The sequence below is a fragment of the Halorubrum sp. DM2 genome, from assembly GCF_901686465.1.
Taxonomy (GTDB): domain Archaea; phylum Halobacteriota; class Halobacteria; order Halobacteriales; family Haloferacaceae; genus Halorubrum.
Window position 1 is genome coordinate 2,503,858 of the sequence record NZ_LR594487.1, and the last position, 15,034, is coordinate 2,518,891.

Below are 15,034 nucleotides of genomic sequence, written 5' to 3' on the forward strand. Positions count from 1 at the left end.
CCGCCTCGCGACTGGGGCTTCGGTAGTGTTCGTGTCGATCGGCCAGTTATAACCGACCTCTACCTACTCACCGCCCCGGTACACGTCGAACTCGGTCACCGGCTCCGGGTGGGTGACACGGAACCCGTCGGCGGTGTCCATCACGCCGCGTGTACTTCCGGTCCCGCCGCCGTAGGGACTCTCCTCGCCGCCGGCCCCGCTCCCCTGGTACGGCGAGGTGTACGGCGACCCGGAGACCGGGTCGTCGAACCCCTCTGGCGGGAGGTAGATCCGCTCGCCGCCGCCGGACCGCACGACCACGGCGACGTCCCGAGTCCCCGTCACGTCGATGACGGTGCGGTCCTCAGTGACCCGCGCGTTGACCTCGATGTCGGTGTCGTCCATGTGGCCCCGTGCGACCGGGAGGGGTTTAGCTGTGCCGACGAGCGGAGTCGACGGCTCGATCGAACGCGCCCGCTGCGGGCTCCGCCGGTGGTGAATCCTTTTGTGCGGCCGCGCCGAACCTCGCTTCGATGGACGTCAACAGCCATGCCGAGGAGCTCGCCTCCGACCTCGGCGTCGACAAAGAGGAGGTCAAAGCCGACTTGGAGAACCTACTGGAGTACAGCGTCCCGATCGACGAGGCGAAACAGAGCGTCCGCCGGAAACACGGCGGCGGTGGCGGCGGCTCGACCCCCACCCCGGACGCCGTCGACGTCGGCGAGATCACGACCGACCACGACGGCGTGACGGTCACCGTCCGCGTGCTCACGCAGGGGACGCGCACGATCCGGTACCAGGGCGACGACCTCACGATCCGCGAAGGGGAGATCGCAGACGAGACCGGCGTCATCTCCTACACCGCGTGGCAGGACTTCGGATTCGAGCCGGGCGACTCGCTGACGATCGGCAACGCCGGCGTCCGCGAGTGGGAGGGGAGACCGGAGCTCAACCTCAACGACTCGACCACCGTCGCCATCGCGGACGAACCGGTCGACGTCGATCACGAGATCGGCGGCGACCGCAGCCTCGTCGAGATCAGCGCGGGCGACCGCGGGCGCAACGTCGAGGTCCGCGTGCTGGAGGTCGACGAGAAGACCATCTCCGGGCGCGACGGCGAGACGGAGATCTTAGAGGGCGTCGTCGGCGACGAGACCGCGAAGCTCCCCTTCACGGACTGGCAGCCGCGCTCGGAGCTGAAGCCGGGCGCTGACCTCCGGATCGAGGACGTGTACGTCCGGGAGTTCCGCGGCGTCCCCTCGCTCAACCTCACCGAGTTCTCGACGGTGACGCCGCTGCCCGACGCCGTCGAGGTCGCGGACGACGCACCGCGGCTCTCGGTCGCCGACGCGGTCGCCTCCGGCGGGATGTTCGACGTTGAGGTCGTCGGGAACGTCTTAGAGATCCGGGACGGCTCCGGGCTCATCGAGCGCTGCCCCGAGTGCGGTCGCGTGGTTCAGAACGGCCAGTGTCGGAGCCACGGCGACGTCGACGGTGAGGACGACCTCCGCGTGAAGGCGATCCTCGACGACGGCACCGACACCGTCACCGTCGTCCTCGACGACGAACTCACCGCCGAGGTGTACGGGGGCGGCCTCGACGACGCCCTCGCCGCCGCGAAGGACGCGATGGACAAGGCGGTGGTCGCCGACGACATCGCCGACGCGCTCGTCGGGCGCGCCTACCGCGTCCGCGGCAACCTCTCGGTCGACGACTACGGCGCGAACCTCGACGCGGACGAGTTCGAACTCGCGGACGACGACCCGGCGGACGCCGCCCGCGCCGCGCTCGCGGAGGTGGGCGAATGAGCGACGACGGACCGGGTGCCCGAGAGGTCGCCTACCGGGTGTTCGCGGCCGAGTTCGACGACGCCTCGCTGTCGTACTCCGAGAGCGACGAGGAGCGCGCCCCGAACTACGTGGTCACGCCGACCGGCGCGCGGGTGAACCGCCTGTTCACCGCCGGCGTGCTCACCGAGGTCGAGCGCGTGAACGACGAGACGCGCCGCGGCCGGGTCGTCGACCCCTCCGGCGCGTTCGTCACCTACGCCGGCCAGTACCAGCCGGAGGCGCAGACATTCTTGGAGCGCGCCGAGCCGCCGGCGTTCGTCGCGCTCACGGGCAAGGCGCGAACCTTCGAGCCGGAGGACTCCGACCGCGTGTTCACCTCCGTCCGCCCGGAGAGCCTCAACGAGGTCGACGCCGACACCCGCGACCGCTGGGTGGTCTCGGCCGCGCGGGCGACGCTCGACCGCCTCGCGGTGTTCGCGAAGGCGCTCGACTCGGACCTGCGCGGCGACGACCTCCGCGCGGCGCTGGAGGCGGGCGGCGCGCCCGCGCCGTTGGCCGCCGGGATCCCGAAGGCGCTCGACCACTACGGGACGACCGCGGCCTACGCCGAGGCGGTCCGCCGGCTCGCGGTCGACGCCCTCGAACTGATCGCGGGCGACCGCGAGGAGGTCCGCGCCCTCGAACTGCTCCCCGAGGAGGGCGGCGACGCCGACCTCGGTCCCCTCCCGGAGACGGACGTGACGATCGCAGAACCGCAAGCGACGACGGGCGGCGACGGGACCACCGACGGGGATTCGCCCCCCGAGGCGGAGCCGTCCGCCGGCGCGGACGATTCGGAGCCCAGCTCCGATGCGATCGACTCCGAACCCGCCACCGACGAGGTCAGCTCTGAACCCGTCTCCGACGAGATCAGCTCCGAGCCGACCGCAAACTCGGCGGAGTCCGCCGATCTCGGATCGGCCGACGGATCGCTCGACGAACCGACCGCCGACTCGGACCCGACGACCGACGCGGGCGACACCGCAGCCGACGCGGGCGACGCCGCGACCGACGCCGACGTGGGTGACACCGCTGGCACCGCGGCCGATGTCTCCGACGACGCCGACGCCGCGACCGACGACGGCGGACTCGGTGACTTCGACGCGAGCGGCGACGACGGATCGACCGCGCAGGCCGATGCGGGCGCGGTCCCGGACGACGGGGCGGACGCGACCGCGGACGAGGGCACGAACGCGACCGCGGACGAGGGCACGAACGCGACCGCGGACGAGGGCACGAACGCGACCGCGGACCTCGATCCCGACGCGACTGCGGACCCCGATCCCGACGCGGACGCCGACGACATGTACCAACTCGACGACGAGGAGCGCGAGGAGATCGAGTCCGAGTTCGGCACGGACTTCTCGACCGGAACCGAGATCGACGACCCGGGCGAGGCCGACATCGACGTGCCGGACCCGGAGGACCTCGCCGAGGAGCCGGTCGACGGAGCCGGAGCGGGCGCTGACGACGCGGTCGCCGACTCCGCGACGGAATCCGTCGATACGTCCGACGGGGCGGACTCCGGCGGCGACGAGTCGACTTCCGACGCCGGCGACGAGGACGCCGAGGCCGACCTCGAAGCCGCGGCGGTCGCGGCGATGGACGACCTCGACGACGGCGACGGCGCGCCCCGCGAGGCGGTCGTCGAGCGCGTCGCCGACGACCACGGCGTCGAGCCGGGCGCGGTCGAGGACGCCATTCAGGACGCGCTGATGAGCGGGCAGTGTTACGAGCCGGGCGACGGCCTGCTGAAGCCGATCTGATGGACTCCGCCGCGTCGCCCGCCGTCGAGCCGGTCGTCGGCGAGCCGGCGGCCGTGGCCGACCTCGGGACCGAGCGCGCGCTGCTCGTCGCGGACGTACACGCCGGCATCGAGGTCGGCCTGCGCTACGAGCGCGGCGTCGAACTGGACTCCCGGGCCGACGCGCGCCGCGAGCGGCTCTGCGACCTCGTCGCCGAGACCGACGCCGACCGGCTCGTCGTCCTCGGCGACCTCGCGCACCGGATCGGCGCGCCCGACGGCGACGAGCGGGAGGAACTGGAGACGCTGGTCCGCGCCGTCACCGACCGCGTGCCGATGACGCTCGTCGAGGGGAACCACGACGCGGGCGTCGCCGAGGCGTTCGCGGACGACCTCGACGCGGTCGACCCCGCCGGCGGACTGCTCGGAGCGGAGGCCCCCGACGAGCGCGGGGGAACCGTCGGCGTCGTCCACGGTCACACGTGGCCCGACCCCGCCCTGCTCGACGCGGACGTGGTCTGTATGGGCCACGAGCACCCGCAGGTCCGGCTTGAGGACGCGGTCGGCGGCTCTCGCGTCGAGCGCGCGTGGCTCCGGGGTCCGGTCGATCCGACGGCGTTCGTCGGCGACCCCGGTCCGGACGCGGCGGCCGTCGAGGATCCGCCGGAACTCGTCATCTTCCCGGCGTTCAACGAGCGATCCGGCGGTACGTGGGTCAACGTCGAGGGGCAGTCGTTCCTCGCGCCGTTCCTCCCCGACGCGCTGCCCGCCGGCGACGCGTACCTGCTGGACGGGACGCGACTCGGTGACTACCGGCGGGTGTGAGTCGCCGTCGTTGGTTGCGGCCTGCCCGCCCGCCTCGGATCGATGACGCGCTCGTTCGTCACCCCCACGCACTGTCCCGGCCCGCTCTACACCCGCTCTCGACAGCCGCTCAGTCAAACTGACTCGAAATTTCCCGCCGGTTCTCGCGTCACAAGAATCGAATTTTGGGAATTGTTGTCTGTCTAAAATACTCTAAATCATCTACAAAGCGCCTGAATTCGATTGCCTCTGACTCGTCGGACCACCAATGGCGAATCAGATCGAGTCTTATTACCACACCTGAGAAAATGTCCGTGGGTTTATTTGTCGCGTACGAATTTGTCGTCGTATGGGATTTTCACCCGGTATGATCACCTGGGCGCTGTTCGGGATCTCCGGGTTGAACCTCGGGATTGCCGCTGTCGCGGTTCGACGCAGAGAGGTGCGCGGCGCAGTCGCGTTCTCGCTGGTGATGATCTGCGTGTCTCTCTACTCGCTGGGCACCGGAATCCGCGCCGGGAGCACCACGCTCTCGCTGTATCAGGTCGGGACAGTCGTCAAATTCGCCGGGATCCTCGGACTCGGGCCGACCCAACTCCGCTTCGGACTGATATACACCGGTCGGGAGTCAGTTCTCACTCGCCGCTACTGGGCACTCCTGCTCGCGTGGCCGGTCGCCACCTTCGCGCTCATCGTGACCGCACCGGTACACGACCTTCTGTGGACCGTCCAAGGGTTTAGCAGCAGCGCCCCGCTGGCCGCGGTCGACCGGGCGAACGGGCCGCTGTTTTGGCTGACGCTGGCGTACACCTACGCCCTGATACTCACCACGTACTCGTTGCTGCTCGTCTTCGGGGTCAGGCGCGGCGGCCGATACCGTACTCAGGTTCTGTTGATGCTCTCGGGCGGAATCATCCCGGTCATCGGTAGTTTCCTCCTCCTGTACAGCGGCGACCTGTCGGCGGCCTTCGACCCGACCGCGTTCGCCAACACGGCCACCGGCGTCGTGTTCGCCGTCGCGCTCTTCAGGTTCGGCTTCCTCGATCTGGCCCCCGTCGCGAGGCATACTCTCGTCGACGAGATGGTCGACCCGGTGTACGTCGTCGACACCGACGACCGCGTCGTCGACGTGAACGTGGCCGGTGTGGAGCTGCTCGAGGAGGGGGCCGGTGAGCCAGTCGGGCGGCCGGCGGCCGAGGTCGTACCGCTGTATGACTCGTTCGACGAGCGCACCGGCGACTCGGACGTGACCGTCGAGCGCGACGGGTCGCTGCGGTTCTTCGATATCAACCGAACGCCGTTGACCGACCGGACCGGAACGGCGATCGGGTCGCTGTTGATCTACCGCGACGTCACGGAGCGACACATCACCGAAAAGCGGTTCGAACGGCTCATCGAACGGTCTTCGGACGTCATCGCGGTGATCGACGAGGACGGGGACATCACGCACGTCAGCCAGTCGGTGGAAGAGATTCTCGGCTACGTGCCGACGGCGTTGATCGGTGCGAACGTCATCGAGAACGTTCACCCCAACGACCGAGACGAACTCAGCGCCGAGCTCTCCGCCCACGGCACCGAATATGGATACACAAGCTCCTACAGGGTCAGGTTCCGCCACGCCGACGGGGAATGGCGGGTCCTCGAAGTGCGGGCGCGGAACCTCCTGGCTGACCAGTTCGTGGAGGGTATCGTGCTGAACTCTCGCGACGTCACCGAAAAGGAGCGGCAGAAGCGGAAGCTCGAACGGCAGAACGAGCGCCTCGACCAGTTCGCCAGCATCGTCTCGCACGACCTCCGAAACCCGCTGAACGTCGCGACAGGTCACGTAGACATGCTCGACACGGACGCCCGAAGCGAACAGGGCGACTCGATCGAGACGGTTCAGCGTCAGCTCGAACGGATGGAGGCGATCATCAGCGACGCCCTCACGCTCGCTCGGTCGGGCGAGGTGATCTCCGAAGCCACGGAAGTCCGGCTCGAGGACATCGCCCACACCGCGTGGCAGAACGTCGACACCGCCGAGGCCGACCTCGTCGTCGACACGTCGCTCGCTCTCGACGCTGACAGGGACCGACTGCTCAACGTCTTCGAGAACCTGTACCGGAACAGCGCCGAACACAACGAGACGACGGGTCTGACCGTTCGGGTCGGATCGCTGTCCGAGACGTTCGGTTTCTACGTCGAAGACACCGGCGAGGGGATCCCCGAGGACAAACGCGATCGGGTGCTCGAACAGGGGTACACGACCAACCGGGAGGGGACCGGGTTCGGGCTCGCGATCGTCAGGGACATCGTCAGGGCGCACGGGTGGCGGATCGCGGTCTCCGAGAGCGACGAGGACGGCGCGAGGTTCGAGGTCGAGTGCTCCGAGGTACCCTTGGAAGAGCGGCCGCAGACGGCCTGAAACCCCGGTCACACCGGCCCTTCAGACGGGGCGAAACCGGAAGCCGTCCCAGCCCTGACTCTCCGGCTCCCGGATCCCCGCGCCCGGCTCGCGCAGTTCGTCGGCGTAGACGGGCTCGACGCGGTCGCCGATCTCCACGTCGAACTGCTCGGCGTCCTCGCCGTCGCCGTCCTCACCGCCGCCGTCCGCGCCGTCGCGCGGCGCGATCTGCCCGAGCGCGCGGACCGGCGGTCCGTCGTAGCCGTCGCCCATCTCGAACTCGACGATCGCGAGGGTGTTCGGCTCGCGGACGCCCGGCGGCGTCGCGGTCGAAGTCGTCCACGTGACGACGCGCGCCTCGCGCTCGCGGAGGTCGACCGTTCCGACGCGCTCGGAGCCGTTCGGTCCCACGGTGTGGGGCGGGTACGTGACTGTCCCGTCCGCGTACTCCGCCGCCTCGAAGGTCGGTTCGTCGCCCGCTCCCGTCTCGCCGCTCTCGGTGTCGCTCATTGGCTTCCCTCCAGAATCGTCGTCGTCACGCAGTTCCCGAACCCGCCGACGTTACACGCGAGCCCCGTGTCGGCCTCGACCTGCCGCGGCCCGGCGTTCCCGGTTACCTGCTGGAATATCTCGTACACCTGTGCGACGCCGCTGGCCCCGAGCGGGTGGCCCTTCGACTTGAGGCCGCCCGAGGTGTTGATCGGGAGGTCGCCGTCGCGGTCGGTGACGCCCTCCTCGACGGCCTTCCACCCCTCGCCCTTCTCGAAGAAGCCGAGGTCCTCGCTCTGGAGGAACTCTAAGATCGTGAACATGTCGTGGAGCTCCGCCACGTCGACGTCGTCCGGGCCGATCCCGGCCATCTCGTAGGCCACGTCGGAGGAGTCGACGACGCCGCCCATCGTCGTCGGGTCCGCGCGCTCGTGGACGACGTGGGTGTCGGTCGCGCCGCCGATACCGGAGATTACGGCGTAGTTCCCCTCGGGCGCGTACTCCTCGGCGACGGACTCCGGACAGAACACGAGCGCGGCGGAGCCGTCCGTGATCGGACAGAAGTCGTAGAGTCGGAGCGGGTCGGCGACGATCGGCGAGTCCAGCACCGTGTCGAGGTCGACCTCCTTCCGGAACTGCGCGTGGGGGTTGTCCACGCCGTTTCTGTGATTTTTCACCGCGACCTTGCCGAGGCTCTCGCGGGGCGCGTCGTACTCGTCGAGGTACAGGCGCGCCGTGAGGCCCGCGAACGAGGGGAGCGTCACGCCGTGTTTGTACTCGACCGGATGCGTGAGCGACGCGATCACGTCGGTCGCCTCCGAGGTCGTCCGGTGGGTCATCTTCTCGCCGCCGACGAGCATCGTGAGGTCGCTCGCCCCCGAGGCCACCGACTGCCACGCCGCGTACACGCCCGCGCCGCCCGACGAGGAGGTCTGGTCGATCCGGGCAGTGTACGCCGGGGTCGCCGCGAGATCGTGGGCGAGCGCGTTCGGGACGCCGGTCTGGCCCTCGAACTCGCCGCTGGCCATGTTCGAGACGTACAGGTGATCGAGGTCGTCGCCGTCGACGCCGGCGTCGTCGAGCGCGGCCGCGCCCGCCTCCGCTAGCAGCTCCCGCACCCAGGCGTCGCGCTGCCCGAACGGGGTCATCGACGCGCCGACGATCGCTACGCGTTCCATACGCGTGGGTCCGGGGCGTCCGACTAAAGCGTACCTCTCCGCGGTCGGATGAAGCGAGGGACGAAAGGCGGCCGCGCGGTCAGTCGGCCGGAGCCGGGGTCGGCCCGTCGTCGCGCTCGGCGACCCCGACGTCGGCGAACGCCCGCCGCCGGGTGTAGAAGAAGTAGACGTACGGCAGCTTCGCCAGCACGTCGAGGAAGGCGTACGTGAGGCTGATCCCGACGGCACCGACGAAGGCGAACCCGCCCGGTCCCGTCAGCCAGACGAAGGGGTAGGCCAGCCACAGCAGTCCGATGTGGTTCTTCAGCAGGTTGAACAGCCCCCGCTGGCTCGGGTCGTCGGGGACGGACCGCGGGAACACTACGTACAGGTAGGCGAACAGCCCGACGTGGAAGCCACCGGCCACGGCGAACAGCGCCCACTTGAGCGTCCCCTCGGAGACGGTCGCGCCCGCGCCGAAGACGATCATCAGCGCGTCGGCGAGCATCACGCCCGCGATCGCCCGCCGGGAGGCCCCGGCCACGTAGCCGACGAAGCCGACGAGTAGGGGCGTGGTGATCACCCAGTCGACGTACCGGAAGCCGACGAACTCGACCCCGTTTACCGTGGTAGTTCCGATCCCGAACGCCATCGCGACGTACGACAGTCCCGCGAACCCGGGGATGATCGCCAGCGCGGCCAGTCGACCCTGATGGGCCGATCCCTTGAGGCTCCGGTACAGCGCGACGGTGATCCCGAGCCCGACGAGGAAGGCGGCCGCGGCCAGCCCGTAGGCGACCGAGACGGGATCCGTCATCGCTCACCCCCGTCGGTCGTGGCCCGTCCACCCGTCGTCCCGCCGTCGAGGTCCGACGGACTCGGTCCGCCCGATTCGACGGTGAACGCCGAGACCCGGTCTTGCAGAGTGGTGACGGCGTCCTGACGGAACGAGCGCAGGGAGTCGGAGATCCGCTCGACGACCTCTTGGCTCTCCTCCATCTCGGTCGCCGCGCCGGTCGCCGTGTCGGCCGTCTCGCTGCTGAGCTCGGTGATCGAGTCGACCGAGCCGGCGGTGTCTTGGACGGTGTCGGCCTGGTCGGCGGTCGTCTGCCGGATCTCTTCGAGCGACTGGTTGATCTCCTCGACCGAGCCGGCGATCGTCTCGATGTCGGTCAGGGTCGACTCGACGGTGCTGGTCCCGCTCTGGACCCGCTCCTGTGTCGACCGGATGGAGACCGTCACCTCCTCCGTCTGATCGGCGATCTCGTCTATCATCTCGTCGATCTCGTTGGCCCGCGTCTGCGTCTCTTCGGCGAGCTGTTTCACCTCGTCGGCGACGACCGCGAACCCGTCGCTCCCGCTGCCGCCCTCGCCCGCCCGGGCCGCCTCGATCGAGGCGTTCAGCGCGAGCATGTTGGTCTGTTCCGCGATCTCGCCGATGATGTCGACGATCTCGGTGATCTCGTCCATCCCCTCCCGGAGTCGTTCGACCCGGTCGACGGCCTGTTCAGCCTCGGACTCCACCTCGGCCATCTCGTCTAAGGCGCTCCGAGAGGAGTTCCGGGCGTCGCTGCTCGCCGTCGCCACGTCCTCGCTCCGGTCGGAGAGGTCGTCGACCGTCGCGGCGATCTCCTCGGCTGAGGCGCTCACGTTCTCGATGTCCGTCGCGATCGATTCGAGCTCCTCGCGCTGTTCCTCGGACTGCGACTGGATGGTGGAGGTGGTTCCGACGGCCTTGCCGACGCGCCGTTCGACGTCGGTGCTCATCTCGGCCATCTCCCCGGCGTCCGTCTCGATCCGGTCGGCCATCTCCGTCACCGTCTCGACGGTCGCTTGGAGGTCGTCCATCATCCGGTTGAACGACTCGCCGACCGTCGCGAGCGCCTCGTCGTCCTCGTCGACGTCGACCCGCTGCGTGAGGTCTCCCGTGGCCGCGCGTTCCATCACCTCGCCGTACCGCTCCGCGGTCCGGCGGTAGCGGTCGGCCATCTCGGTGGCCTCGGACTGCGCCGCTTCCAATTCCCCTTGGGTCTGTTCCATCTGCGTCAGCCGGTCCTTCAGCGAGACCCGCATCTCCTCGATGGAGTCCGCCAGCTGTCCGAACTCGTCCGTCCGGGTGGACTCGACTCTGCTGTCGATGTCCCCGTTCGCGACGCGTCTGGTCTGTGCCCCGATCTCGGTGACGCTGGCTACCGTCTCGGCCGCGTTGATCGACCCGAGTGTGAGCAGCCCGGCGATGGACGCCACGATCGTCGCGTTGACCTCGTTCGTGATCAACCCGACGGCGACGATGAATCCCCCCGTGGTGACGTATCCGACCCCCAATTTCGCCCCGTATCTTCTCTTTACCGCTGCTATCGGCATGTGATATCCCAAGGATACTTTTGTGTTAAATGACACTCCAATATTATCGATTCTGATATCCAACTTCGAGCGTTCGGCTCGACTGGTCCGGCGCGCCCGGGGCGCTACTCGGTCCGCCGGCCGCCGTGGCCCGGATAGTCGCGCTCGAAGCGAGACCTGATCTCCTCGCGGTCGAGACGGATCACGACCGGCCGCCCGTGCGGACACGCGTACGGGTTCTCGCAGTCGTCGAGCCGGTCGAGGAGGTCGACGACCCGCCCCTCGGTCAGCGAGGTGTTGCCCGTCACCGAGGGGTAACACGCGAGGTCGGCGAGCAGCTCGTCGACGGCGTCCGCGACCGGCTCCTCGCCCGCGACGGCGTCGTCGACTAACGCCGACAGGGCGTCCCGCAGGAGGTCGGGGTCGAGCGCGGCGTCGAAGACGGCCGGGACCGCCGTGACCGCGACCTCGCGGTCGCCCGCCCGCTCGGCGCGGAACCCGATCTCAGCCAAGTCGTCGACGAACTCCTCGAACAGCGCCGCCTCGCGAGCGGTCAGCTCGATGCGGACCGGCTCGGCGAGCGCCTGCGCGTCCGCGCCGTCCGCGAAGACGGCCGTGAGCCGCTCGTAGTTCACCCGCTCGTCGGCGGCGTGCTGGTCGATCAACACGAGGCCGTCCGGCGCTTCCGCGACGACGTACGTCTCGTGAAGCTGGCCGAGTATCCGCAGCGAGGGCAGCGAGTCGAACTCGCGCTCGGCTCCGGTCGCCTCGCCGTCGAGCGTCCGCTGCCGCGTGGCGGGTCGCGCTCGGGGGGTCAAGCGGGTCGCGTCCGACCCCGTTTCATCCTTCACGGTATCCGCCGCCGCGTCGTCGGACTCCGCGTCGCCGGACTCCGCGTCCCCGACAGTCGGAGGGGTCCCGATCGGTGCGTCGGCGTCCGAGGAGCCGGCGTCGCGGTCGGCCGACCCGGTCGCACCTTCGGCGACGCCACCGGTTTCGCTCCCGGGGGAACCGCCGTCCGCCGGCGGTTCCGCGTCGGTCGCCGGTCCCGCGTCGGTCGCCGCGGACTCGTCCTGCCAACTTCGCGGGGAGGGGCGAACGCCGTCGCTCGTCCCGGCGCTCGCGCCCTCGCTCGCTCCAGCGTTTCCGTCCCCGCTCGCCCCGGCACCCGCGTCTCCGTCTGCGCCGCCGCCGAGGTCTTCGACCGCCCACGCCGCGTCGTCGTCGGGGGCGAGTTCCGTCGGACTCGCGGCGTCCTCGGTCGCGGTCTCACCGGCGTCCGGAATTCCGTCAGCAGTCCGGTCGGAATCGGCCGACTCACTCCCCGTCGACGGCTCGCGCCGGTCGCGCGCGGCGCGCTCGTGGTCCGTGTCCGCGCCGCCCACGGCCTCGTCGTCCGGCGTCTCCGGGCTGACGGCGGTCTCGTCGGGGGCCGACCGTCCGCGGGGAGCCGTCGACCGGATCAGGCCGTGTTCGAGCAGGGCGTCCTCGACGGCCGTCTCGACCGCCGACCGGACCGCCGGCTCCTCGTCGAACCGCACCTCCAGCTTGCGGGGATGGACGTTCACGTCCACGTCGCCGGCCAGGACCTCGACGAAGAGGACGGCGAACGGGTAGCGGTCGGGGGCCAGCTGGCCGCCGTAGGCGTCGAGGGTCGCCTCGCGGAGCGCGCTCGCGGTGACGTACCGCCCGTTGACGTACGTGGCGAGGTAGTCGCGGGTCGAGCGCGCCGTCTCCGGGTGCGAGACCAGTCCGGTGACCCGTTCGACCGGGGGATCGTCGGCACCCGACCCCTCCGCGCCCCCCTCTCCTTCGGGCGTCCAGTCGACGTCGATCATCGACTCGGCGACCTCGCGGCCGTAGACGGCGAGGACGGCCGAGCGGAGGTCGCCGTTCCCCTCGGTCGCGAACGTCTCGCGCCCGTCGTGTTCCAGCGAGACCGCGACGTCGGGGTTCGCCAGCGCGTAGCCGGTCACGACCGTGTTGACGTGGTCGAACTCCGTGGCGGTCCGCTTGAGGAACTTCTCGCGGGCCGGTGTGTTATAGAAGAGGTCGTCGACCTCGACAGTCGTCCCTGCGGGACAGCCCGCGGGTCGGACTTCCCCCACCTCGCCGCCCTCGACGGTGATCTCAGCGCCCGCGTCCGCGTCCGGGGGCCGCGACCGGACGGTGAGCCGGGAGACCGCGCCGACGGTGTACAGCGCCTCGCCGCGGAAGCCGAGCGTGCCGACGCCGCGGTCGAGGTCCTCGATGTTCCCGATCTTCGAGGTGGCGTGTTCCGCGACGGCCGCCTCCAGTTGGTCCGCCGGGATGCCCACGCCGTCGTCGCGGACGCGGATCCCCTCGGTGCCCCCGGATTCGACGGAGACGGCGACGCGGCTCGCGCCCGCGTCGAGGCTGTTCTCGACCAACTCCTTCACGACGCTCGCGGGCCGCTCGACCACCTCGCCCGCCGCGATCCGCTGGACGGTCCGCTCGTCCAACCGCTCGATGTCTGGCGGCTCCATTCGTACGCTCCGTCGGACGAGCGCGCACTTGAAGCCGTTGTCGGCGGCGGCGACGCGAGAGGGACGGCATGTTGGGTGAGGATACAGTTTATGAACAACTGCGGCGGCGCGCGCCTGCGAGCGGCCGCCACCGGCGGCCGCGAAGCAGCGCCGCGCGAGGGAGTCAGTCGCCCGAGGCGGAGCGAGGGCGACTGACGAGGCTGGGGAGGTGTGAGGTGCGGGGCTGTGCGGGGCGGGACTCGAAGGGGCAGTCGCGAGGCGGGCGCAGGTAACGCAAGCACCACAGGAGCGAGTGAAACGAGCGACGAGGAGCGTGGTTCAAGACGCCTTCGGCGTCTCGTCATCACGAAAGGCGCGAAGCGCCTTTCAAACGACAGCGAGCGTGCGCCCGCCTCGCGGCTGGGGCTTCGGCGGTCATGCCGCGGGGAGCAACTGCGCCGTAGCGAGCGGCTGGGAGTCCGGAGCCGCTCACCGCGGTAACAGAAGTTTACAGTCGTACGTTAGCACTCCGCGTATCCGTTCTCGGGTCAGAGAGAAAGCGTGAACGATCGGTTCACAGCGGAACCCCGTCCGAGAAGACCGAACCGTCTCAGGCGACTGCGGCCGCGATCTCCTCGTCGGTCAGGAACACGTCCTCGCCGGTCTCGGCGTCGAACAGGTGGAGGTCCGCCTCGTCGAAGACGACACCGACCTCGTCGCCGGTCTCCGGCTGGACGTCCGGCGGTGCCCGCGCGAGGAAGTCGTCGTTCACGCTGAGGTGGACGTAGTTGTCGGAGCCGATCGGCTCAACGACCTCGACGGTCGCGGCGAGCGTCTCCTCGCCGGTCGGATCCTCGACGATCCCGATGTTCTCCGGTCGGATCCCGAGGGTGTACGGGCCGCTTTCGAGGTCGTGGCCGGCGACGTACTCGGGGCTGAGCGTGAGCGCGAGCCCCGACGACCCGTCCCGGATCGTCGCGGCCGTCCCGTCGGTCTCCACGTCGACGTCGAGGAAGTTCATCGACGGCGAGCCGATGAAGCCGGCGACGAACTTGTTCACCGGCTTCTGGTACACCTCGGTCGGCGCGCCGACCTGCTGGAGCTTCCCGTCGTTGAGGATGGCGAGCCGGTCGCCCATCGTCATCGCCTCCTCCTGGTCGTGGGTGACGTACATCGCGGTGACGCCGAACTCCTTCTGTAGCTTCTGGATCTCCGCGCGCATCTCCGTCCGGAGCTTCGCGTCGAGGTTCGAGAGCGGCTCGTCGAAGAGGAACACCTCCGGTTCGCGCGCGATGGCCCGCCCGAGCGCGACGCGCTGTTTCTGCCCGCCGGAGAGCTCGTCGGGCTTGTCGTCGAGGAGGTCCTCGATGCCCATCATCTCCGCCATCTCGCGGACCCGCTCGTGGCGCTGTTCTTTCGTCATCTCGGTGCTCATCTTGAGCCCGAACGCCATGTTCTCGCGGACCGTCTTGTGCGGGTACAGCGCGTAGTTCTGGAACACCATCGCGACCGGGCGCTCCTTCGCGTGGACCTCGGTGACGTCCTCGTCGTCGAAGCTGACCGTTCCCGAGGTCGGCTCTTCGAGCCCCGCGACCATTCGGAGGGTGGTCGTCTTGCCGCACCCGGACGGCCCGACCACGGTCACGAACTCGCCGTCGTCGATCTCCAAGTCCAGATCGTCGACGGCGACGATGGTCCCTCGGTCGAACTCCTTCCGGAGCGTATCGAGCGTGACGCGTGCCATTTCCCTGAAGACTGGTCCGCTGGCATATGAGTTCTTTGCTGTTTTCCTGATATTTGGTGAAAAATCACTTCTCAGA

Annotated in this window: 11 protein-coding genes; 4 read left to right on the forward strand and 7 right to left on the reverse strand. The window is 69.5% G+C overall.

Annotated elements, in window-relative coordinates:
• Positions 1 to 63: 63 nt before the first annotated feature.
• Positions 64 to 384: a DUF7510 family protein gene (locus QOL69_RS12605; RefSeq protein WP_048077490.1), complete on the reverse strand. Its 321-nt coding sequence runs from the start codon at positions 382 to 384 to the stop codon at positions 64 to 66.
• Between the two features lie 128 nt (positions 385 to 512).
• Between QOL69_RS12605 and QOL69_RS12610 the strand changes: the two genes are divergently transcribed.
• The 4 genes from QOL69_RS12610 to QOL69_RS12625 all read left to right on the forward strand — a co-directional run bounded on the left by QOL69_RS12610 (position 513) and on the right by QOL69_RS12625 (position 6,760).
• Positions 513 to 1,787 carry a Single-stranded DNA binding protein gene (locus QOL69_RS12610; protein ID WP_283403451.1) on the forward strand — a complete coding sequence of 425 codons (1,275 nt, stop codon included), beginning with the start codon at positions 513 to 515 and terminating at the stop codon, positions 1,785 to 1,787.
• Positions 1,784 to 3,574: a hypothetical protein gene (locus tag QOL69_RS12615; RefSeq protein WP_283403452.1), complete on the forward strand. Its 1,791-nt coding sequence runs from the start codon at positions 1,784 to 1,786 to the stop codon at positions 3,572 to 3,574. Before QOL69_RS12610 ends, QOL69_RS12615 begins: the two co-directional genes overlap by 4 nt.
• Entirely contained in the window at positions 3,574 to 4,377 is an 804-nt protein-coding gene (locus QOL69_RS12620) for a metallophosphoesterase (RefSeq protein WP_283403453.1), read from the forward strand. The genes QOL69_RS12615 and QOL69_RS12620 overlap by 1 nt, the downstream gene beginning before the upstream one ends.
• 328 nt (positions 4,378 to 4,705) lie before the next feature.
• On the forward strand, positions 4,706 to 6,760 hold the full coding sequence (locus QOL69_RS12625) for a histidine kinase N-terminal 7TM domain-containing protein (RefSeq protein WP_345782485.1): 2,055 nt from the start codon (positions 4,706 to 4,708) through the stop codon (positions 6,758 to 6,760).
• 21 nt (positions 6,761 to 6,781) lie between these two features.
• On the opposite strand, the gene QOL69_RS12630 is transcribed toward QOL69_RS12625, so the two are convergent.
• From QOL69_RS12630 to QOL69_RS12655, 6 genes are all read right to left on the reverse strand, one after another.
• A complete protein-coding gene (locus QOL69_RS12630; protein ID WP_006629766.1) occupies positions 6,782 to 7,249 on the reverse strand; it encodes a PhlB family protein in 468 nt (155 codons plus the stop codon).
• The gene (locus QOL69_RS12635) at positions 7,246 to 8,406 is read right to left on the reverse strand and encodes a thiolase family protein (protein WP_283403455.1); all 1,161 of its coding nucleotides are present in this window, start codon (positions 8,404 to 8,406) and stop codon (positions 7,246 to 7,248) included. The genes QOL69_RS12630 and QOL69_RS12635 overlap by 4 nt, the downstream gene beginning before the upstream one ends.
• A 79-nt stretch (positions 8,407 to 8,485) precedes the next feature.
• The gene (locus tag QOL69_RS12640; RefSeq protein WP_283403456.1) at positions 8,486 to 9,202 is read right to left on the reverse strand and encodes a bacteriorhodopsin; all 717 of its coding nucleotides are present in this window, start codon (positions 9,200 to 9,202) and stop codon (positions 8,486 to 8,488) included.
• The gene (locus QOL69_RS12645) at positions 9,199 to 10,749 is read right to left on the reverse strand and encodes a methyl-accepting chemotaxis protein (protein ID WP_283403457.1); all 1,551 of its coding nucleotides are present in this window, start codon (positions 10,747 to 10,749) and stop codon (positions 9,199 to 9,201) included. The genes QOL69_RS12640 and QOL69_RS12645 overlap by 4 nt, the downstream gene beginning before the upstream one ends.
• 104 nt (positions 10,750 to 10,853) lie before the next feature.
• The gene (gene mutL / locus QOL69_RS12650; protein ID WP_283403458.1) at positions 10,854 to 13,235 is read right to left on the reverse strand and encodes a DNA mismatch repair endonuclease MutL; all 2,382 of its coding nucleotides are present in this window, start codon (positions 13,233 to 13,235) and stop codon (positions 10,854 to 10,856) included.
• Positions 13,236 to 13,824: 589 nt separating this feature from the next.
• Positions 13,825 to 14,958: an ABC transporter ATP-binding protein gene (locus tag QOL69_RS12655; protein WP_283403459.1), complete on the reverse strand. Its 1,134-nt coding sequence runs from the start codon at positions 14,956 to 14,958 to the stop codon at positions 13,825 to 13,827.
• Positions 14,959 to 15,034 lie beyond the last annotated feature (76 nt).